The following is a 21,196-nucleotide window of genomic DNA, read 5'->3' on the forward strand; positions in this document are numbered from 1 at the left end:
TACAGGAGGATTATATGAAATTAATATTGCTATCTGGAGGGTCTGGAAAAAGGTTATGGCCCCTTTCAAACGATGCACGTTCTAAACAATTTCTAAAAGTGTTACCACATAATGGATCACTTGAGTCTATGGCCCAGAGAGTTTGGAGGCAATTAAAAGAAGCTCATTTACATCAATCTACCCTAATAGCTACGAACTCTACGCAAATTGATATGATACATAGTCAGCTAGGCACAAATGTGTCCATGGTGATTGAACCCGAGAGAAGAGATACGTTTCCTGCTGTGCTTCTTTCAGCATCCTATCTGTATTCTGAACAGAAGATGGGGACAGAGGAAGTAGTGGTCGTGTTACCTATAGATCCTTATGTGGAATCAAGTTTTTTGAAAGATTGGCAGAATTAGAAACCCTGTTAATACGTTCTAAGGCAGATTTAGCCCTTATAGGGGTACCGCCTTTGTTTCCCTCAGAAAAGTATGGATACATGGTACCAAAACGAATGGATAAAGAGGATTATCTGAACATTTGTTATTTCAAAGAAAAACCAACAACAGAAGAGGCTGCCAGATTAGTTAGTGAACATGCCTATTGGAACTGTGGGGTATTTGCTTTTAAACTAGGTTTTTTAGTAAGAATGATGCAAGAAATGGAGCTTCCAACGAATTATCATGAGCTTTTACATGTCTATAAAGACCTTGAAAAAATTAGCTTTGATTACGCGGTTTTAGAAAAAGCTAAGCAAATCGTGGCTCTCCCGTATAATGGACCTTGGAAGGATCTTGGAACTTGGAATACGTTAACAGAGGAAATGGGGTCCCGACAAATAGGCCATTGTTATGTATCAAACGATTGTCATAACACACATGTAGTAAACGAGCTGAATATTCCGGTGGCTGTGATTGGACTTGAAAATACCGTAGTGGCCGTGAGTCCAGACGGTATCCTAGTGACTGAAAAGGATTCCAGTCCTACCATCAAAGAGGTTCTTAAGCATCATACCCTTAGGCCAATGTATGAAGAAAGACGATGGGGATGGTATAAAGTTCTTGATCATGCAAGACAGGTAAATGGTCATGAAGTTTTGACAAAAAGAATTAGTATAAAGCCTGGTTATAATCTAAGCTACCAAAAACATTTTGCTAGAAGCGAAGTTTGGACGATTATTAAAGGGGAAGGGTTATTTGCGTTTGAAGGTACTATTCGACTTGTCCAATCAGGAGACGTTCTAGTCATCCCGCTTGGTACTAAGCATGCGATTAAAGCTATTTCAGAACTAGAGATAATAGAAGTCCAATCCGGCACTCAATTAGTTGAGGAAGATATTATTAGATTATACATGTCGTGGGAAGAGATTGAAGAAATCTGCGGGAATCACGAGGATGGTTATACTGATTCGACTATGAGAATAGTAAGTGTATAAAAGTTGAGAGACAAGGTCCCTGTCCCCCTTGTCTTAGGTGGATGATTTTGAACGAAATGAGGTGTTGGAATTGGCCACGATTTTAGTCGCTGATGATGACCAGTTTATAAGGGAACTGATTACTTTATATTTAAAGAAAGAAGGATATACCGTTTTCGAAGCAAATGATGGGGAGGAAGCATCCTCTATTTTATCCCAGCAGACCATCCATTTATGTCTTATCGACGTGATGATGCCAAACAAAAATGGGTGGGAGCTTTGTAGAGAAATTAGGGATCTTTATGACTTGCCAATCTTAATGGTAACGGCAAAAGGCGAGAGTGAAGATAAAATAAAAGGGTTTCAGCAAGGAACCGATGATTATATTAGTAAGCCGTTTGATCCTCATGAATTAATCATGAGGGTCAAAGCGTTGCTAAGAAGATATAAAATCAATACACATGAGAAAGTGACAATCGCGAATGTAGTGATTGATGCTAAAAGCGTTGAAGTCACAATAGATCAAGAGCCTATAGCGTTTCCGTTAAAAGAGTTTCAGCTCCTGCATAAGCTCGCTAGCCATCCAGGTCAAGTTTTTTCTCGAGAACAGTTAATTGAAGAGATTTGGGGAAGTGACTTTGATGGCTTTGATCGGACGGTGGATTCCCATATTAAAAAGATTAGAAAAAAGCTGAGTCAGCAAACGGCTTTTGATATCGTCACAATCAGGGGACTGGGCTATCGATTAGAGGTATCAAAGGATGCATAATTCATTATATTTTCGAGTCATTATCACGTTCATTTTCGTTGTAGTTATAAGTGTAACCACGGCTTTCTCTATTACGTTTAATCATTATCAAGAGCGTATATTAAATGAGTTTGAACAAGAGATGATTGAAGCGGGCAAAGGCATGATTCAGCTCCAAAAGTCCATGGGCCAAGAGGGTCTAGAAGGTTACTTAGCTGGAGTGTCTACTATTACCTTTAACATTGCTCTTTATTCAGAGGACGGGGATGTGAAGGTGTTTGGACCAAATAAGGAGAGTGTATTAGCGGACCCTGCGGATGTCCAAAAAGTTCTAAACGGAGGCATCTACCGGGTGGATGAAAAAGAAAAAAGACTAGTGCAGAAGGTTCATGTTGGTTTGCCTTTTAAAGATGGAGAAAAAAGATATGCCCTATTTTTAAAACCAAGAATAGTGGATCGTGTTAATTTTTTGAGAGAGGGTCTTATAACGGTTTTAACATATGTGTTACTCATTGGTAGTGTACTTTATTTAGGGGCTGCCTACTTTTTAGTGAAGCCAATAAAAAAATTGACCGCTTTAACGTCTAAAATAGCAAAGGGTGAATTCAAGCAAATTGAATCCATCCGGTCTAAAGATGAAATCGGTGAATTGGCAAAAAGCTTTAACGTGATGACAGCAGAACTAACGAAGCTTGAAACCATGCGAAAAGAATTTATATCCAATGTCTCCCATGATCTACAATCTCCTTTAACCTCTATTAGAGGATTTGCTGTAGCACTAAAGGAAAACGAATTTTCAAAAGAACAACAGCATCATTATTTAACGATTATCCAAAAAGAAAGTGAAAGGCTTGCCAAGCTTAGTGAAAATTTGTTAAAGCTTTCTGTGTTAGAAAACATGGACTCGTTAGTTGAAAAGGAAACCTACCGATTGGATCAGCAAATTCGAGAGGTCTTCTTAAGTCACCAGCCACAATGGCTTGAAAAAGAATTAGAACTCGATTTAGAAGGTATTCAAATGGTTGAAATCCACGCAGACCGTTTGCAGTTAGAACAAGTTTGGCACAATCTTCTCACCAATAGTATCAAATATTCCAATAAGGGTGGCAACATTAAAGTAGACGTGAAGGAAGTTCAAGGAGAGGTACACGTTGAGTTTTCAGACACCGGAATTGGTATTGGAGAAAAGGACCTTCCCCATATTTTTGATCGATTTTATATGGTGGATAAAGCGAGAACGCCCACAAGGCAGGGAAGTGGATTAGGCTTAGCCATTGTGAAGAAAATCATTGATATTCATGGGGGAGATATTTTAATTAAAAGTAATCTAGGGAAGGGTACTTCGGTTCATATAGTGCTGCCCAAGTAACGTCAAACTCGCTAATGGAGTTTGACTTTTTTTGTTTTGGTCATATCCAGGTCACATTTCTCTTTTAAAGTGAACTCATACACGAAAGGAGACCGGCTGAGTATGAAAAAATTTATCCAGTTTAACTTAAAAAACAGCGTGGCCATGATTGTTTTAGCCGTATTTGTTATGGCAACAGGCTTACTATCCACTACTACCATTAAATTAGAAACCTATCCAAATGTAGAGATTCCGACATTGATGATTCAAGCTGTCTATCCGAATCATTCTTCGGAAGAAGTGGAGCAGGATGTGACGCTGCCCATAGAGGAAGCGATTGAGAATAGTGCACCCTATGAAGAATTAACGAGCACCACTCAAGAGAATAGCGCCATGGTTCAGGTGAGCTATGATTTTGATGAAGATATGGGTGAAAAAGAAAGGGATATTCAGTCCGCTATTAGCAAGCTGAGCCTTCCAGATGATGTGACTCTCACATATAAACGACTTTCATCTAGTGCGAAGCCAATCTATCAGGTGGCATTTGCAGCTGAAGAACTGAACGAATTACAAGGCACGATTTCTGACACGCTTGTTCCGAATCTTCAAGCTGTTTCAGGAGTAAGTGATGTGAGAGTTTCAGGTACATCCACAACGAAAATAGTAGTGGATGTGGACGAGGAAAAAGCGGCAGAGAAGGGCTTAACCGTTACAAGTATTAAAAATAGTTTGAATGAACAGAACTACGTGTTACCTCTTGGTAGTCTAGATCAAGAAGAAGGTAAGATTCCCGTCAGTATAGAAGGAGAGCTAGCCACGATTGAAAGCATAGAAGACGTTCAACTTCCTGTAACGAATTCTCAGCAAGTGGTTCCACCAAATGGTGCCACTTCTAATCGTTCCGTGCCACAGCAACCGACGTTTATTTCATTAGGTGAAGTGGCAGAGGTCAAGGAAGTGGTAGAAGAAAATGGTCTTACTCGTTATAACGGGGAGCCGGCCATTATGGTAAGCTTGACAAAAACTCAGGATGCCAATACAGCAGAGGTCGTGGAGCTAGTAAAAGAAGAGGTAGGAGCGTTTAATCGTTCGTACGATTACACGACGTATGAAATTATTGATCAAGGAAAAGAAGTAGAGAAATCGGTCGAATCCTTAGTAAAAGAAGGAGGATTCGGTGCTCTATTTACAATCATCATCATTCTATTATTCTTAAGAAATATAAGGGCAACCATCATTGCCATCATTTCATTGCCTATTTCCATTCTGGGGACGATTGCCGTTCTTGATTATTTTGGGTACTCGCTTAATATCATGACCCTTGGGGGAATGGCTGTTGCCGTTGGACGAATCGTTGATGATAGCATTGTCGTCATTGAGAACATATTCCAGTGGATGCAAAAGAAGAAAGATCTAACCAAAAGGGAATTGATTTATCGTTCGACAAATGAAGTGATTGGCGCAGTTACCTCCTCCACAATAGCATCGATTGTTGTGTTTCTACCGTTAGCATTTGTAGGAGGAATTGTTGGAGAGTTTTTTAAACCTTTTTCCATTGCCGTCGTCACATCCATTACGATCTCACTATTAGTAGCGTTTATGCTTATACCAGTTTTGGCCTTAGCACTATTAAAAGAAGGAAATCACGATTCTTTTGAAAAGGAAGGACGGATTCAAAAGGCTTATCACTCTGTAATAAAGGGGTCGATGAACCGGAAATGGATGGTCATGGTAAGTGCCTTTATTTTACTTGCTGGAGCCCTTCTGATGGTACCTTCCATTGGGAAATCCTTCTTACCGAGTGGCCCTGCTAGTGCATTAGAAGCAGAAGTTGAACTTCCTGCTTCCACAACCTTAGAAAAAACAAATGAGCTAGCTAAAGAAATTGAACAAATGCTCATGGAGGATCCTTCCGTTCAGTATGTTCAAGGTTCAGTGGGGTTACCCCAGTCTTCTAATCCATTAAATCTAAAAGCATCAACAGAGTATAACGCCACATTTTATATCCAATTAAAAGAAGGATATACGGTTACAACAGAAAGAGAAGAACTAGAACAAGAGATTTCCGCCATGGTGGTGAATCAATACGAAGACGGCACCGTTCGAACGCAAGAGATCCAGCAGGAGGGACCACCTTCTGGAAAAACGATTGATGTCACACTATATAGTGAAAGCGGAGAAGCCTTACTAGATGCCGCCAATCAAGTGGAGGATGTATTACGTGAAAATGACCAATTAACACAGGTCACTAGTAGTGCTGAGCAGCTCCAAACGAAATACACGATTGAATTACGAGAGGAAGCCGCTCAATTTGGGGTGGATCACTATACGATCTATCAGCAAATCTATGAGAAAATGAATGAAGTGTCTGTCGGTGTGATGGACGTTCGGGATCAAGAGATGGAAGTGTTTGTGAAGTATGAGGAATTAGTTCAAGACCTAGAGGGATTAGAGAGTACAGAGATCCTAACATCACAAGGACCTCAACCATTATCACAGCTGGCAACGATTGAGGAACAACTAATTCCTGCGACGATTCAGCACAAAGATGGGAAGGTAGCTTATACATTGTCAGCAGAAAGTGTAAGCGAACAGGTTGGAGAAGCTACGGAACAAGTAGAAGAGGATTTAGCGGCGCTAGCCCTTTCAGAAGAAGTGGAATGGGTCGTTGGTGGTGGACAAGAAATGATGACAGAAGGATTCGGTGATCTCGGTCAGGCCATGATGATTGCGGTAGCTCTTGTGTTCTTAACGTTAACCATCACATACGGCGGGATCATTACACCATTTGTTATACTATCCTCCCTCATATTTGTGCCCATTGGTTCACTTGGAGCCTTATTAATCACAGGTGAAACGTTATCGATGAGTGGCATGATTGGGATGCTGATGTTAATTGGAATTGTCGTAACGAATGCGGTGGTCATGCTAGATCGTGTCGAAGCTAATCGCAAGAATGGAATGGCGTTAGAGCATTCGGTGGTTGAAGCGTGTAAAACGCGATTCCGTCCAATTATCATGACAGCACTTGCGACGATTTTAGCACTGGTTCCACTAGCGGTATCCACTTCTTCATCAGGAGTGATCTCCAAAGGCTTAGCCATTACCGTGATCGGAGGACTTACGACCAGTACGTTACTCACCCTAATCTTCATACCAGTCCTGTACAGCCTTGTGGGTAAATGGAGAAGATTGTCCTAACGATGCTTAGATGCCTTTGCAGTTTAAAAGAATGTTGACCAAAAACAACCGTAATCAATCCATTTAGTGGATAATACTCTGACAGGCAGAATGGTCCATTCTGCCTGTTCCTTAGGAGGGAAATCGTTGAAAAAGTGGTTAATCGTTGGTTCTCTAGTGTTGATACTATTAGTAAGCATGTACCTTACAAAACCAACAGAAGATAGGTACACCCTATGGGTTTTAGGGGTAATGAGCGAGAGAATTGGATCAGATCAGCCTCTAGAAGAGCTTGCTTTAGAAATGTTTGGAGAACAATTAGTGAATACTAATACAGAACATGCTGACTATCTGTTTTTTACAGTACATAGCACAGAATTTAAGGGAAAAGAAATGAAATTTATAGGCATTTTTAACACATTTTTGCCGATTAAGAAATTTTAGGGGACATTTTAGGGGACAGGGACTTTGTCCGGCAGGTATGTGAATATCTGAAGACAAAGTCCCTGTCCCTGTGTCTATCTCCCTGTGTCTATCTGAAGACAAAGTCCCTGTCCCTGTGTCTATTTTTCATTTGTCTCACAGTAATTTCATTCTTTTCTCACAATTTCATTTTATAATTTCTTCTATGTGAAAAAAGAATAGAGGATAAGGGAGAAGTAGAAATGAATAGAAGAAACGTATTATTTATGGCTGTGAGCACGGCGCTTTTACTTGGAGCGTGTGGTCAAGGGGAAAAAGTAGAGCAAAAAGTAGAGATGGAATCTGTTGAATCGACCGTTACAGAAGAAAAAGAGGGAGTCACGATTACCAACTATAACCGTGAATTTGTTGTGGAAGAAACGCCAAGTAAAATAATTAGTACGAATGATCATACAACAGAGATCCTATTAGCATTAGGATTAGAAGATAAAATAGTGGCAAAAGTAGTGGGTCATGAAAGTGAAGTATCAGCAGAGGTAAAGGAAGCGTATGAGCAAATTCCAACGATTTCTCAATCTGATCACAATTATCCTGTGTTAGAAGCCATTTTAGAATATGAGCCAGACTTCTTGTTCGGAAGAGAAAGCGCATTTACAGATACAGCTATTGGCACTCCAGATGCACTGGAAGAGTATGGCGTGGATGTTCTTGTTTCTAAAGGGACGTATACGCCAGGAGCAACGATGGAAGATGTATATGAAGATATTCGTCAAATAGGGCTCATTTTTGGTATTGAAGAGCGCGCTGAAGAGCTTATCGCAGAAATGAATGAAAACATCTCCTCTGTTCAAGAAAAGGTAAAGGATCAACAGGAGCCCTTAAAGGTTGCCGTAATGGATATGGGGGGAGAAGCGTTATTCACTTCTGCTCAATCGTTAGAAACTCATTTAATTGAACTAGCAGGTGGAAAAAATGTGTTTGATGATATTGAAAAAACATGGGCGGAAGTAAGCTGGGAAGAGCTTGTTGAGCGTAATCCTGAAGTGATTGTCATTAATGAATACTCTGAAGTGCCAACGGAAGATAAGATTGAAGAGCTTCTAACAAATCCAGCGCTTCAAGGTATCGAAGCTGTTAAGAATGAGCGCTTTGTTATTCTACCCCTTTCAACTGTATTTGAAGGAATTCAAAATGATGATGCAGTAGAGCTTTTAGCTAAAGGGTTTTATCCTGAAAATTTCTAAGGAACTCGAAAAATAGTTAAAAAATCGTTATTCATTTAGAGTCCTATCAGTGTTTTATGGAGTTCTGCTCGCTATATTACTGCTTTCCGTCACATTTGCTATAACAGCAGGGCCCGTGGATATCCATCCCCTTACTGTATGGCGAATTGTCCTTTCTCATTTTCCTGGTGGGACAACACTTGTGGAGGCTGATTGGTCTGTTGCGCATTACCATATCATTTGGGACATCCGGTTCCCTCGAGTTCTGTTAGCTGCTGTTGTAGGTGCTGGTCTTTCAATCTGTGGAGTGGCTATTCAAGCGCTTGTTCGAAATTCATTAGCTGACCCATATATTTTAGGTGTATCATCTGGAGCCTCGGTTGGTGCGACCCTTGTTATTTTACTCGGGGCGTTTTCGGTATTCGGTCAATATGCGCTTTCGATGGCTGCATTCTTAGGTTCACTACTATCCCTTTTCCTCGTCTTACTTCTGTCGAGAGTAAAGGGAAGAATGTCGACTACTCGTATATTATTAGCCGGAATTGCGGTGTCGATGATATTATCAGCTGTTACCAATTACATTGTCATTTCCGCCCCTCGAGAAGAAGCGATTAAGAATGCTCTTTACTGGATGCTAGGGAATTTGTCAGGGGCAAAGTGGATATACCTCCCAATCCCAAGTGTTGTCATAGGCGTAGGGTTTATTTATTTACTTTTACAGTATAGAAATTTAAATCTTCTTTTAATGGGAGAAGAGACGGCTGGGAGTATGGGCGTTGATGTAGAGAGATTCCGTATAGTGCTCGTTTTAATCGTATCTCTTATGACGGGTGTGTTGGTAGCTGTCAGTGGGTCCATTGGGTTTGTCGGCTTAATGATCCCTCATATAGCGAGATTGCTAGTTGGGTCGAATCATATACGTGTATTGCCATTTAGTATGTTAATAGGAGCAATCTTTCTCATATGGTGTGATGTAGTCGCAAGAATTGTGTTGGATCCTCAAGAATTACCGATAGGCATAGTCACGGCGATATGCGGTGGACCGTTCTTCATATGGCTACTGAGAAGAGGCTCGTATTCATTTGGAGGTGGAGGGGAATGACGGTAAGGTGTGAACATGTCGATGTGAACCTTCAAAGCCGTTCCATTATCCGCGATATTTCTTTGGGTGTAGCGAAGGGTGAATTTGTCGGGATTGTTGGGCCAAATGGAAGCGGTAAAACAACCTTATTAAAGTCCTTGTATCAGGAAAAATTGTTAAGCTCTGGTTCTGTTTACATTCATGATAAACCCACTTCTATTATACGTATAAAAGATCTTGCTAAAGAAATGGCTGTATTGATGCAAGAGCATGATGAGAATTATGATTTTTCACTAGAAGAAATGGTGATGATGGGAAGGTCTCCACATAAGCGCTTGTTCGAGGGAGATTCTAGAGAAGATGTGGAGTGTATGAATAATTCTATTCAGTCTGTAGGACTATGGGAGAGACGTCGGCAGCCATATAGTCAGCTATCAGGTGGAGAAAAACAACGGGTCCTGATTGCAAGAGCCCTTACTCAACAGCCTAGTATTTTGTTGTTAGACGAACCTACCAACCATTTAGATATTCATCATCAGCTTCAATTATTAGATATGATCAAAGGATTTCAACTGACAACCGTTGCAGCCTTGCATGATTTAAACTTGGCTGCTCGCGTGTGTGATCGAATAATTGTCATGCATAACGGAAGCGTTGTTACACAAGGATCTCCTCGTAAGGTGTTAACGGAAGATATACTTAAAAGCGTTTTTCGTGTCAATGCTCAAATCGTAGAACATCCCGTAAACAAACTACAAATCACCTTTCTGGGAGCAGTAGATTGAAGGGGACAGGGACTTTGTCTTGTTAGTATTCATTTTTTCGTTTTGAAAGGTTTATATTTTAAAGGAAAAGAAGGGGGCAACCTCTTCTTTTTTAGTTTAGTTTGCCAAAACGTTTCTATGAGACTTTGAGCAATTGATCTCACTTTTCTACACAGTAATCCACGTATTTTTAGTCAGGATACAGCAAATGCAAGGAGACTTCCAATAAAAAAAGAGACCACCCTCGGTCTCTTTCGTCTTCCCAGTTTATAAACGAGACAAAGTCCCTGTCCCCACGTCCTGCGTGTGGTGTCTGCCGATTGGGACGACAGACGGTGAGCCGGATACGGGGTCTTCTGTGACCATACACTGTAGTCCAAATATGTCTTGGATGAGGGAGCTTGTGATGATGTCTGAAGGGTGTCCTTCTGAGACTAGCTTTCCTTCGTGTAGGGCAAAGATATGATCTGCGTATCTGGCAGAGAGGTTGATATCATGAAGAACCATGACAATGGTGGTTCCGCGCTTACAATTGATGTCTGTCAGCAAATCAAGAATTTCCACTTGATACGTAATATCTAAATACGTGGTGGGTTCATCTAGAAATAGAATGTCGGTTTGCTGAGCAAGAGCCATCGCAATCCAGACGCGCTGACGTTGACCACCGGACAGCTCATCAATATGCCGGTCCGCAAATTCTGTGATGTTCATCATGTCCATCGCTTCCGTCACGGCTGCATAATCCTCTTTGCTCCAGCCTTTTAAAAAGGATTGGTGAGGATAGCGTCCGCGTCCGACGAGGTCAGCTACTGTAATTCCTTCCGGTACGATCGGTGATTGAGGCAGAAGCCCCAACACACGAGCTAATTGCTTAGGAGGGATATGATGAATGGGTTTCCCGTCAAGGGTTACCTGACCAGACGTCGGTTTTATCAGCCTAGCCATGGTCTTCAGCAAGGTTGATTTTCCGCACCCATTGGATCCAATAATGATGCTGATTTGATTACTTGGAATCGTTAAGCTCACATTATGGAGAATGGTTTTATGATCATATCCAGCCGTAATGCCTTCAGATCGAAATATATGTGTCGGATTCATTATAAGTCACCCTTTCGATTCATTCGAATTAGCAGATAGAGTAAGTACGGAGCCCCCACAATTCCAGTAATCACCCCAACAGGATATCTCGCAGTGAACGCAAATTGTCCAATTAGGTCAGACGCTAACACTAAAATGATCCCTACAAGACCCGCTGGTAAAATAGAAGAAAACCCAGCGCCCACAAGCCTTTTAGCGATTGGACCTGCAAGGAAAGCAATAAAGGCAATAGGACCTGTCGCCGCCGTTGCAAAGGCAATCATGAGGACGGAACTAACAATAAGCAGCAATCTCGTTTGATTGGTATGAATTCCAAGAGACGTCGCCGCCTGCTCCCCAAGCTCGAGCATCTCTAATCGCTTCCCAAGCGCTAGAATAATAGGCGTAAAGATAAGGACCGTAATGATGAAAGGCGTCAGTTGCTCTATTTTCGCCCCATTCAAGCTTCCACTTAACCATCTCATCGCTGTAGGTATATCATGTTCCCGGCCAATCAGAAGCAAATACGATATAAAGGCATTCAACATCGCTTGAATCCCAATTCCAATTAAAATTAATCGTCCAATGGAAAACGCGGTGCGATTCGATAATAGAAAAATAATAAAAACCGTTCCAAGTCCACCAAGCACTGAGGCAAAGGATACGACCGTGTTGCTTGCGTGTAAAACGATGATACAGAACACAGCAGCGGCACTAGAACCTGCGGTAATGCCAATCACATTTGGGTTGGCTAACGGATTCCGTAGCATTGTCTGGAACACCGTCCCACCTACTCCGAAGGCAAAACCAGCGAACAATCCTGCCACCATACGTGGATAACGGATCGTCCCAACGGCAAACGTGGCCCCTTTTACATCCTCCCCAAGTAAAACACGAATCACATCCTGAATAGGATAAATCGTATTCCCAAGCATGAGCATTGCACAGCAAAGCCCAAAGGCAATGAGGGCAAGTAAAGATGTCACGACGACATAACGACGTATTCTCTTTTTTCGACCTACCATAATTAGGTCTAGGGATTCGTTCATCATAACGCACGCATTTTCGCTTTCATAGTTAGTAGGATAAGGATTGGAGCGCCAATAAATGCGGTAACGACGCCGACTTCAAGCTCTCCAGGACTGCCAAGAAGTCTGCCGCATACATCTGATATGGTTAAAATAATGGCACCAGATAGTGCAGACATGGGAATCACAAAACGTAGATCAGGACCAATCACTAGGCGAACTAAGTGGGTGGCGAGTAGCCCAATAAAGCCTATCGGACCGGCTAAAGCTGTTGCCGCCCCGCATAAAATAACGCCACTAAACGAAGCAACCAGTCGTAGGGTGCCCGTTCGTACGCCTAACCCAGAGGCCGCCTCGTCCCCTAAGGCTAAGGCATTTAAAGCAGGTCCTGTGAAAAGTGCGATCAAAAGCCCAACGAGTAGAAACGGAACAAAGAGAGTGATCGAATCCCAGTTGCCAGCCCCTACACTTCCAACCTGCCAAAATCGAAATTGGTCCATAACATTCGTGCGCGGAATCATGACAGCCATCGTAAGTGACGATAACGCCGCACTCGTGGCAGCCCCCGCTAAAACGAGTTTAAGGGGCGTGGCACCGCCACTCCCCATAGAACCAATTCCGAATACAAATATGGCAGTTAGTATGGCTCCTACCAAAGCAAGCCAAATATATTCACTGGCTGAGCCAATTTGGAAAAAGGAAATGCCACACACGACGAACAACGCCGCCCCTGTGTTCACTCCTAAAATACTAGGATCTGCAATAGGATTGCGCGTGACCGACTGCATCAAGGCTCCAGAAACCCCGAGTGCAGCTCCGCACATAAGACTAAAGACAGTTCTAGCGATTCTTTGGCGCACGACTAATGCTCCGTGGGACTGTACTTCAGGATAGAACAAACCATCGACAAGCTCGTTCCATCCAACCGTACGAGAACCAAAAGCAAGTGAAGCTACTATACAGATACCGAGTAAAACGAGAGAAAGTACGAGTACTTTCATGAAATTCTTCGGTACATGCCACTGCATATGTTTTGTAACGGAAGATGTATCCATTTAGTTTACTTTGTTCACTGCTTCTGAGATTAACGTTACGTACTCGTCAATGGAGTATTCAATCGCAAGTGGATTAGGGTTTAATGCAGCTGCAAGTGGTGTTCCGTTTCCAATGATGACAACTGAACCTCTTTCTACTGCTGGAATTTTACCAAGGATCGGGTCTGCTTGAAGAGCTGCTAATGTATTCTCATCACCGTAGGATACGAAAATGTCAGCATCGTTTAGCATATCTGCATTTTCAGCACTTACTTCAATGTAGAAGCTATCTTCACTCATTTGACTTGAGATACTTTCAGGATATAGCATCCCTAGTTCAGTTAAGAATTCCCCGCGTGGATCCTCTGCTGAGTAGATATAAAACTTCGAAAGATCCGCTGCATCCATACTCACGAATGCCGCTTTTTTTCCAGCGATTTCAGGGTATTCACTCACTTTATCTGCAATCAATTTCTCTGTGTCTGCAATTAACTGTTCGCCTTCTTCTGCCATTCCCATACCCATGGAGTTAAACGTAATTTGCTCACGCCAAGAAGTAACCCAAGGAGTTTCTTGGTACGCAACAACAGGAGCAATTTCACTTAACGTGTCGTACTCTTCTTGTGTGATACCAGAATATGCTGCAAGAATAACATCTGGATTAGAATCTGCAATGGCTTCAAAATCTAAACCGTCTGTGTCTTGATAGATGTTCGGATTTTCTTCACCAAGCTCTGTTAATTTTTCTTGTGTCCAAGGGTGAATGCTGCTTCCCTCTTCTACACCGTAGTTCGCCGCAGAGAAACCAACGGGTACAACATCTAGAGCTAACACGACATCATGATTTGCCCAAGCAATCGTTGCAATACGTTCTGGCTTTTCTTCAATGGTTGTTTCACCAAAAGCATGTTCAATCACAATTGGATAACCGGAAGCGTCTGCTGCTTCTTCCGTATTTGTGCCTTCATTATTTGAAGTGTCTGTTGTTGACGGCTCTTCTTGAGCACACCCAACAAGAGCAAGAAGCATTGACATTATAACAGTAAGGAATAATGAGATCTTTTTCATATGTAATACCTGCCTTGTAAGATTTTAGTTGATAATGATTATCACTAGKTAATAATGTAAACGCTCCAGAGAACATTGTCAATAGGGGACAGGAACTTTGTCCTCTGAATTATTATTTCTTTACATCCCTGCTGTGATCACTTAATACTATAGTTATACAATTGGATTAGTGTCGAAATTTGTAGTTCCTTGGAGGAAAAAAATGAATTCAATCATTGAATTAGTTACAAAAGATATAAAAAAGAAAAACCTACTGATGTATAGCTTACTTATGGCAATAGCGACTATGGGTGCAGTATATACACTAATAGGTGGAGAAGTTGCGAGAACAATGATTTACGGGTTTCAGCTAATGATAGCCACAGTTGCATACGTTTTGTTAACGAAAGTGTGGAAAAAATATAGCGCCTTCACATATGTAAGTATTCTTATTTTTCTTGGATCTGTATTTTACGGAATTCTTATGTTTGGTGGCTCTGTCCATTATTTAGCCATAGTTTATTTTATAACTGTTTATGTTGCCATCCCATTTAAAAAAGGTAATTTTTTTTATTGGGGTATCCTTTGGGATTCATCGCTCTATGGACTAACTCCTTTTTTGCTTCCGGTTTAGATAAAGAATTAATGGAACAGTCATTTCCAAGTATTTTAATGACGTACCTTTTACTAGGAGTGACGATCGGTGTCTTAATCTCATTAAACGAAGCTCAGTTTAAAAAGCTTCAAGAATTTGTAAAGGATATTAATAAAGAAGCTCAAGTAAAAGAAGAAAAAGAAAGTAGAGTTAGAATCTAATGTGACAAGCATTGTGGGGAACCTTCACCAGGTTAATACTCAAATGCAGAGCCATCTGCAGGTTAATCATGAGATGAGAGTTGCTGTGCAAGAAATATCTTCTGGTAGCCAGGCTCAAAGCGAAGAGGTGAATGAGATTGCCCATAACGCAAACGATACATTGAAAGATATGCAAAGGTTGAATGAGTCCTCCATAAAGCTAGCACACGAGTCTCAACAAGCTACTGAAATTTCTGCTAATGGAGAACAAATGGTAAAACAGCTTACAGATGAAATTTCAGAACTCCACACGGTTATTCAAGATTTAAATACTATGTTCCAAGTTCTAACATCTAAAATAGAAGAAACCAATTCATTTACAAATAGCATCATGCAAATTGCAGAACAAACGAATTTGTTAGCGCTAAATGCTTCTATTGAAGCTGCTAGGGCGGGGGAAGCTGGTAAAGGCTTTTCAGTTGTTGCAGAGGAAATTAGAAAACTCGCTGAAACCACCAATCAAACGACCATTAAAATTACCAAAAATTTAGCTGAAGTGAACAACAGCAACTCAAATGCACTTGATAATATGAATACGAGTAGCATGAAAATAAGAAAAAAGTGTCGAATCGGCAACAGAAGTGTTAACGTATTTTCTAAACTTAAGCACCATCTTAAAAAATCTAAACGAAGAGTTTTTTACGTTTCAGGATTTATCAAAAGGTGTAACAAACAAATCAGAGAATATAGAAAGCTCGACAAATGAATTAGCGGCTATTATTGAACAGACGACTGCTGGTATTGAAGAAGTCAGCGCTACAATCGAATCTTTAGGGGAAGATTTTATAAGAGTCTCACAAAATTTAAATGAGACTTCGGAAAAAGCAAACGCCTTGAAGAAAACATTTTAAACCCGTGAAGACTTAACTTTATAGAACAGCCAATTTTTCATCATAAGTTACGATAAACATTAGGAACATAGAACATAGCTTGCGTAATCACATACGTATGTTATGTTCTTTTTGCTTGGCTCTTTTCGTAAAGTTTGTTTCTAATTAACAATATGTCCTGTTGATCTCCACTCGCTTTTCTGCTGGGTTTCACCTGTCCCTTCAATCCCTCTGGAGTCTCAGAAATGAGGCAGAAATGAGGGACAGGGTTTTTGTCCCGCTCCTCATTTGGACATTTCCATTACGAAACAAGGTCCTCCCGTCCAGACCATAACAGCAAAATCGAGGACGATTTTTAGATAGCATGTTTGCTACAATAAACGTAATTGAACGGAGTGAATCCCCTTATAGAAAGGCTGGTAGACCAATATGACCAACAGTATAGTAACCCTTTCCTTTGAAGAAAAATGGGAGAAGATTATTCTGTGTGATCGAAAATATGATGGGTTATTTTATACCGCGGTAAAAACCACAAAAATTTACTGTCGCCCATCCTGCAGGTCTCGAAAGCCTAAAAAGGTGAATGTCCTATTTTAAGATGAAATAAGTGAGGTGGAGCAAGCTGGATGCCGAGCGTGTAAGAGATGTCAGCCCCGTGCGAGTCAATCTCTTCAAACTGAATTGATACGAAAGGTTATTGCCTACCTGGTGAATCATTTGAAGCAGTCGATTCGGTTAGGGGACGTAGCTAATCATGTGGGGGTAAGCCCTTATTATTTGGAGCGTTTGTTTCAAAAGGAAACAAACGAAACACCCCGTTCCTATCTTGAGAAAATTCGCATAGACCGGGCCGCCCATCTGCTTAAAACCACTGCGCTTAAAAACAGCGACATTTGTTATGAGTCAGGATTCCAGAGTCTGTCTAACTTTTATAAAACGTTTCGGAAAGTGAAGGGCTATTCCCCAAATGAATTTCGAAAGGAACAAAGCGATGAACTGGAGTGATTGTGAAACGTATATAGAACTATTTCCCCCGAAAGAATTTAACTTTAGTGAGTGTCTACAATTTTTAAACAGGTCTCCACTAGAAATTCTTCATAGGGTAAAAGGAGAGACGGTGTATAAATTGCTACAGGTACAAGACGTCCTTTTACTTTGTAAAATAAGTTTCTTAGACGGGAGGTTTGTGGTGGAATTTCCAACGGCTCCCCCTTATACAGTAGCTCGTAAACAAGTTGCCAAGTATATTTGGGAGTGGTTTGATATGGATCAAGATTTGGAGGAATTTTATCAACTAGCCACTCAGGACGATATACTTAGAGACCTTGTACAAAAGTACGCAGGCTTACGCATCATGTGTATTCCTGATCTATTTGAGGTGCTTTCGTGGGCTATAATGGGTCAGCAGATAAACTTAACGTTTGCATACACGTTAAAAAAACGCTTTGTAGAGCAATATGGCGAGTACTTATCCTTTGAAGAAGAACCATATTGGTTGTACCCCTCAGCTGAAACAATTGCTGAACTTAGCGTAGAGGATTTACGAACGCTGCAATTTACGAACAGAAAAGCTGCATACATTATAGAGCTTGCGAAAACGTTAGCGAGTGGAGGATTAGTGAAAGAAGAGTTGCTTGAAATACAAGATGATGATCTCATTAGAAAAGCACTAACAAGTAAAAGAGGCATCGGACCGTGGACGGCAGATTACGCCATGATGAAATGCCTGCATCGAACCACTGCATTTCCCGTCGCTGATGTGGGACTACACAACGCATTAAAGAACCAGCTTGGCCTTGATCGAAAGCCGACCATAGAAGAGACAAAAGCAATGGGTGAGAACTGGAAGGGCTGGGAAGCCTACGCCACCTTCTACCTCTGGCACTCACTTTAAGGGGGACAGGGACCTTGTCCCTCCTACCAGCCCATGTACGTGTAACATTATCCACCCAAAATTCTTCAAATTTTAACAACTACCTCCTTATACGAACAGCTACAGAAACACATATCAGTGCTCCAACCCCACACCCCTCATATTTCTTTTGTTTTTTCAGACCCTCTTATTAAAAGGACAAAGTCCCTGTCCCCTACATAATTCCCTACATAATTCCTGCTGATAATGAGAATGCTGAAAGTATCGTTAGTTCGGCAGGGTTTGTGGGTAAGGCATAGAATAAGCCTTTTTAAAATAACATGGACTCGTGAGAGGAGGAGTTTTTGTGGGTATTGAGATAGCAGTTCTTATACTTCTCATCTTTTTAAATGCATTTTTCGCTGCATCGGAAATTGCGTTAATTTCCCTCAATGATAACAAGGTTAAGAAACAAGCCGAAAATGGCGATAGCAAGGCTATATTACTTCAGTCTCTTTTAGCTGAGCCGAGCCGATTTTTAGCTACTATACAAATAGGGATCACGCTCGCAGGGTTCTTGGCAAGTGCCTTTGCTGCTGAAAGCTTTGCAGGCAGATTGACAGAGTGGCTTGTTGCGATTGGCGTACCCGGCACCCCTCAGCTACTTGAAGTCATATCCGTCATTGCCATCACTCTCTTGTTGTCCTACTTTACGCTAGTGTTAGGTGAATTGGTCCCTAAAAGACTTGCGTTACAAAAAGCAGAAGGGATATCAAGAGTTGCTGTTGGTCCCCTTACTATTTTATCTAAGGTGTCTGCCCCCTTCGTCAAGCTCTTAACGTTTTCAACGAATACCGTTGTGAGGCTATTTGGAGTAGATCCAGATGATGAAGGTGAAAATGTCACAGAGGAAGAGATCCGCATGATGGTGGATGTTGGGGAAGAAAAGGGCACGATTCAAGAAGACGAGAAAATGATGATTAACAATATATTTGAATTGGATAACAAAGTAGTTTCAGACATTATGACCCATCGAACGAACATTGTGTCCATTTCTGCACAGGCCACTTTTACCGAGGCGCTTCGTCTTATGAATAGTGAGAAGTTCACGCGCGTTCCGATTTTTGAAGAAAATAAAGATAATATTGTCGGGATTCTCCATGTCAAAGATCTTCTTCAATGTCTAGAACACGGTAAAAACGTTCCCTTTGATTTAAAAGAAATAGCAAGAGAACCTCTATACGTTCCAGATTCTAAAAGGGTCGATGATCTATTTAGAGAAATGCAAAAGCACAACACTCATATGTCCATTGTGATTGATGAATACGGGGGGACAGATGGGATTGTCACCACAGAAGATATCATCGAAGAAATCGTCGGAAGCATTACAGATGAATACGATGAGCCCGAGCTAGAAGAATATATTGAAGAGTTAGATGACAACACCTTTATCATTGTCGGTTCAACAAGTCTTGATCTATTAGAGGATGTCTTAAAAATCCAACTACCAGTGGATGAGTATGATACACTTAGCGGCTTTGTCATTGGTATGCTTGGCTACATTCCAAGCGAAGAAGAACGACCAGCAGTAGAATATCATAACACTCTCTTTACAGTCCAAGAAGTAACCGAACGAAAAATCGTCAAAGTAAAAGTGAACCAGGGGGACAGGGACCTTGTCCTGGAAACATAAGACCGGGTCCTTTCCCCTTAAATGCACACCCAAGTTATCCTAATGACCATCCCTGCCTTATAATAAATCCCATCAACCACATCTAAAAGAGAAGGTGATTCTATGTATGATGTTATCGTAGTAGGTACGGGATTTGGGGGACTTACAGCGGGGGCTGTGTTAGCGAAAAAGGGGTACAGGGTGCTGACACTTGAAGCAGCCAATGAGCTTGGTGGTAGTGCTGGGAAGTTTGACCGAAACGGCTTTAGATTCGCTGCTGGAGCAACGGTGGGAATGGGGTTTGAGCAGGGTGGAGTATTTTCCAAGCTGTTTGAAGAGCTGGAGGTCTCTCCGCCAACCATGTCCAAACTGGATCCTATCATGAACGTCTACCTGCCTGACAGAGACGTCACGTATTACGCGGATCAGGACAAATGGTATAAAGAAGCAGGCCGAGTGTTTGGCCAAGGGGAGAATATTCAGGCGTTTTTCAATGAAGTGTTTAGCGTTGCCGATCGTTTGTACCCTTTTATTGATCGAAAGGTTGTATTTCCTCCTGCTACAATGGGTGAATGGAAGAATATTGTATCCTCTATCAATCTCCATACGCTCTCATTAGCGCCCTTCGTGACGCAGTCCGTACATGACCGGTTAAAAAAATATGATCTCCACCGAAATCAGCCGTTTCTAACGTTTTTAAATGGGCAGCTCATGGATAGTGTTCAAACCACATCGGAGTATAGTCCGTCCTTACTAGGGTACATGGCACTAAGCGTTTTTCACCGAGGAGCCTTTTATGTACAGGGAGGATTAGCTTCGATTATTGAAACGTTATCGGACACCCTTTTACACCATGGGGGTGAACTAAAAAAGCGTACGCGGGTTGATTCCATTCAACGGAAAGCAAACAGCTGGGAGGTCAAGACGAAACGAGGAGACACGTTTGATGCGAAGCACCTCATCGTAAACGCCCCCCTTCATAACATCTTTTCTCTCCTGTCAGAAGAAGACGCGAGCTCTTTACCTGTTAAAAGAGAAAAGGAAGAGCAACAGAGGTCTTGGGGAGCCTTCACCCTTTATATAGGGGCTGATGAACGCTTTCTGGATGATTCAGAGGCACACGTCCCGTTTCATCAATTTATAGGAGATTACGAAAAACCCCTATCCGAAGGCAATCAGTTTTTATTTTCCGTATCACATCCGGGGGATCCGTTGTTCGCGCCTCCAGGAAAACGAGCCATTACCCTCTCTACACACACAGAGCCTCATCAGTGGTGGAATCGTGATCAGTATGAGAGTTTAAAAGAACAATACGTGGAGCGTATAGTAGGCCAGATTGAAAAAAAGTTCCCTCTGTTCTCTGATCATATTGAAACACTCTTACCTGGTACCCCTGTTACCTTCCAGCGCTTTACCCAGCGGAGAAAAGGGTTAGTGGGCGGCTACGCACCAACGAGCAAGTATAGCTTGTTAAAAGCCTATTCACCAAATTCAAGGCTAGACGGCCTTTGGTTCTGCGGGGATACCGTGTTCCCCGGAGCAGGCTCACTGGGAAGCAGCTTGAGTGGATGGACCGTCGCAAGCGAGATCCAAAAGGGACGCTAAAGAGGGGACAGGGACTTTGTCTGTTAGAAC

The 21,196-nt window shown here is 41.7% G+C and carries 17 protein-coding genes and 2 pseudogenes; 15 read left to right on the forward strand and 4 right to left on the reverse strand.

Annotation, left to right across the window (positions count from 1 at the left end):
- Positions 1 to 14: 14 nt before the first annotated feature.
- The 8 genes and pseudogenes from M44_RS28655 to M44_RS01375 all read left to right on the forward strand — a co-directional run bounded on the left by M44_RS28655 (position 15) and on the right by M44_RS01375 (position 10,187).
- Positions 15 to 1,420, forward strand: a pseudogene (locus tag M44_RS28655) (sugar phosphate nucleotidyltransferase).
- Between the two features lie 70 nt (positions 1,421 to 1,490).
- Positions 1,491 to 2,168 (forward strand): response regulator transcription factor, encoded by a 678-nt coding sequence (locus tag M44_RS01345; RefSeq protein WP_010170194.1) that lies wholly within the window; start codon positions 1,491 to 1,493, stop codon positions 2,166 to 2,168.
- Positions 2,161 to 3,516 (forward strand): sensor histidine kinase, encoded by a 1,356-nt coding sequence (locus tag M44_RS01350; RefSeq protein WP_010170195.1) that lies wholly within the window; start codon positions 2,161 to 2,163, stop codon positions 3,514 to 3,516. Before M44_RS01345 ends, M44_RS01350 begins: the two co-directional genes overlap by 8 nt.
- A gap of 102 nt (positions 3,517 to 3,618) precedes the next feature.
- On the forward strand, positions 3,619 to 6,696 hold the full coding sequence (locus M44_RS01355; protein WP_010170196.1) for an efflux RND transporter permease subunit: 3,078 nt from the start codon (positions 3,619 to 3,621) through the stop codon (positions 6,694 to 6,696).
- 126 nt (positions 6,697 to 6,822) lie between these two features.
- Positions 6,823 to 7,119 (forward strand): hypothetical protein, encoded by a 297-nt coding sequence (locus M44_RS01360; protein WP_010170197.1) that lies wholly within the window; start codon positions 6,823 to 6,825, stop codon positions 7,117 to 7,119.
- A 221-nt stretch (positions 7,120 to 7,340) separates the two neighbouring features.
- Complete coding sequence (locus M44_RS01365; protein ID WP_010170198.1) at positions 7,341 to 8,342, forward strand: ABC transporter substrate-binding protein; 1,002 nt, start codon at positions 7,341 to 7,343, stop codon at positions 8,340 to 8,342.
- A 49-nt stretch (positions 8,343 to 8,391) separates the two neighbouring features.
- Positions 8,392 to 9,423, forward strand: a complete 1,032-nt coding sequence (locus M44_RS01370; RefSeq protein ID WP_010170199.1) for a FecCD family ABC transporter permease — start codon at positions 8,392 to 8,394, stop codon at positions 9,421 to 9,423.
- Positions 9,420 to 10,187, forward strand: a complete 768-nt coding sequence (locus M44_RS01375; RefSeq protein WP_010170200.1) for an ABC transporter ATP-binding protein — start codon at positions 9,420 to 9,422, stop codon at positions 10,185 to 10,187. Before M44_RS01370 ends, M44_RS01375 begins: the two co-directional genes overlap by 4 nt.
- Before the next feature lie 246 nt (positions 10,188 to 10,433).
- Here the strand turns inward: M44_RS01375 and M44_RS01380 are convergent, their stop codons facing one another.
- From M44_RS01380 to M44_RS01395, 4 genes are read right to left on the reverse strand one after another with little or no spacing between them, the layout of a single operon-like run.
- Positions 10,434 to 11,264 (reverse strand): ABC transporter ATP-binding protein, encoded by an 831-nt coding sequence (locus tag M44_RS01380; RefSeq protein WP_010170202.1) that lies wholly within the window; start codon positions 11,262 to 11,264, stop codon positions 10,434 to 10,436.
- Positions 11,264 to 12,295: a FecCD family ABC transporter permease gene (locus M44_RS01385; protein ID WP_010170204.1), complete on the reverse strand. Its 1,032-nt coding sequence runs from the start codon at positions 12,293 to 12,295 to the stop codon at positions 11,264 to 11,266. The genes M44_RS01380 and M44_RS01385 overlap by 1 nt, the downstream gene beginning before the upstream one ends.
- Entirely contained in the window at positions 12,292 to 13,326 is a 1,035-nt protein-coding gene (locus M44_RS01390; protein ID WP_010170206.1) for a FecCD family ABC transporter permease, read from the reverse strand. The genes M44_RS01385 and M44_RS01390 overlap by 4 nt, the downstream gene beginning before the upstream one ends.
- Positions 13,327 to 14,373 carry an iron-siderophore ABC transporter substrate-binding protein gene (locus M44_RS01395; protein ID WP_010170207.1) on the reverse strand — a complete coding sequence of 349 codons (1,047 nt, stop codon included), beginning with the start codon at positions 14,371 to 14,373 and terminating at the stop codon, positions 13,327 to 13,329.
- Positions 14,374 to 14,575: 202 nt separating this feature from the next.
- Between M44_RS01395 and M44_RS25730 the strand changes: the two genes are divergently transcribed.
- The 7 genes and pseudogenes from M44_RS25730 (at position 14,576) to M44_RS01420 (ending at position 21,166) form a co-directional block, all read left to right on the forward strand.
- The gene (locus M44_RS25730; RefSeq protein ID WP_010170209.1) at positions 14,576 to 14,986 is read left to right on the forward strand and encodes a hypothetical protein; all 411 of its coding nucleotides are present in this window, start codon (positions 14,576 to 14,578) and stop codon (positions 14,984 to 14,986) included.
- Positions 14,987 to 14,997: 11 nt separating this feature from the next.
- Entirely contained in the window at positions 14,998 to 15,168 is a 171-nt protein-coding gene (locus M44_RS26650; protein WP_010170211.1) for a hypothetical protein, read from the forward strand.
- A gap of 250 nt (positions 15,169 to 15,418) precedes the next feature.
- Positions 15,419 to 15,913 carry a methyl-accepting chemotaxis protein gene (locus M44_RS27710; protein ID WP_420167084.1) on the forward strand — a complete coding sequence of 165 codons (495 nt, stop codon included), beginning with the start codon at positions 15,419 to 15,421 and terminating at the stop codon, positions 15,911 to 15,913.
- A gap of 553 nt (positions 15,914 to 16,466) precedes the next feature.
- Positions 16,467 to 17,042: pseudogene (locus M44_RS19605) on the forward strand (bifunctional transcriptional activator/DNA repair enzyme AdaA).
- A 184-nt stretch (positions 17,043 to 17,226) separates the two neighbouring features.
- Positions 17,227 to 17,931: a DNA glycosylase gene (locus M44_RS01410; RefSeq protein ID WP_010170217.1), complete on the forward strand. Its 705-nt coding sequence runs from the start codon at positions 17,227 to 17,229 to the stop codon at positions 17,929 to 17,931.
- A 325-nt stretch (positions 17,932 to 18,256) separates the two neighbouring features.
- Positions 18,257 to 19,582 carry a hemolysin family protein gene (locus tag M44_RS01415; protein ID WP_010170218.1) on the forward strand — a complete coding sequence of 442 codons (1,326 nt, stop codon included), beginning with the start codon at positions 18,257 to 18,259 and terminating at the stop codon, positions 19,580 to 19,582.
- A gap of 102 nt (positions 19,583 to 19,684) precedes the next feature.
- The gene (locus M44_RS01420) at positions 19,685 to 21,166 is read left to right on the forward strand and encodes a phytoene desaturase family protein (protein WP_010170219.1); all 1,482 of its coding nucleotides are present in this window, start codon (positions 19,685 to 19,687) and stop codon (positions 21,164 to 21,166) included.
- Positions 21,167 to 21,196: the final 30 nt, after the last annotated feature.

Source organism: Bacillus coahuilensis m4-4 (genome assembly GCF_000171615.1).
GTDB lineage: Bacteria > Bacillota > Bacilli > Bacillales > Bacillaceae_K > Bacillus_T > Bacillus_T coahuilensis.

Excerpts from the sequence above, each read along its gene's own strand:
- M44_RS01350 (WP_010170195.1), top strand. The coding sequence starts at position 2,161 with ATGCATAATTCATTATATTTTCGAGTCATTATCACGTTCATTTTCGTT.
- M44_RS01355 (WP_010170196.1), top strand. The coding sequence starts at position 3,619 with ATGAAAAAATTTATCCAGTTTAACTTAAAAAACAGCGTGGCCATGATT.
- M44_RS01365 (WP_010170198.1), top strand. The coding sequence starts at position 7,341 with ATGAATAGAAGAAACGTATTATTTATGGCTGTGAGCACGGCGCTTTTA.
- M44_RS01375 (WP_010170200.1), top strand. The coding sequence starts at position 9,420 with ATGACGGTAAGGTGTGAACATGTCGATGTGAACCTTCAAAGCCGTTCC.
- M44_RS01380 (WP_010170202.1), bottom strand. The coding sequence starts at position 11,264 with ATGAATCCGACACATATATTTCGATCTGAAGGCATTACGGCTGGATAT.
- M44_RS01385 (WP_010170204.1), bottom strand. The coding sequence starts at position 12,295 with ATGATGAACGAATCCCTAGACCTAATTATGGTAGGTCGAAAAAAGAGA.
- M44_RS01390 (WP_010170206.1), bottom strand. The coding sequence starts at position 13,326 with ATGGATACATCTTCCGTTACAAAACATATGCAGTGGCATGTACCGAAG.
- M44_RS01395 (WP_010170207.1), bottom strand. The coding sequence starts at position 14,373 with ATGAAAAAGATCTCATTATTCCTTACTGTTATAATGTCAATGCTTCTT.
- M44_RS25730 (WP_010170209.1), top strand. The coding sequence starts at position 14,576 with ATGAATTCAATCATTGAATTAGTTACAAAAGATATAAAAAAGAAAAAC.
- M44_RS26650 (WP_010170211.1), top strand. The coding sequence starts at position 14,998 with ATGGAACAGTCATTTCCAAGTATTTTAATGACGTACCTTTTACTAGGA.
- M44_RS27710 (WP_420167084.1), top strand. The coding sequence starts at position 15,419 with ATGGTAAAACAGCTTACAGATGAAATTTCAGAACTCCACACGGTTATT.
- M44_RS01420 (WP_010170219.1), top strand. The coding sequence starts at position 19,685 with ATGTATGATGTTATCGTAGTAGGTACGGGATTTGGGGGACTTACAGCG.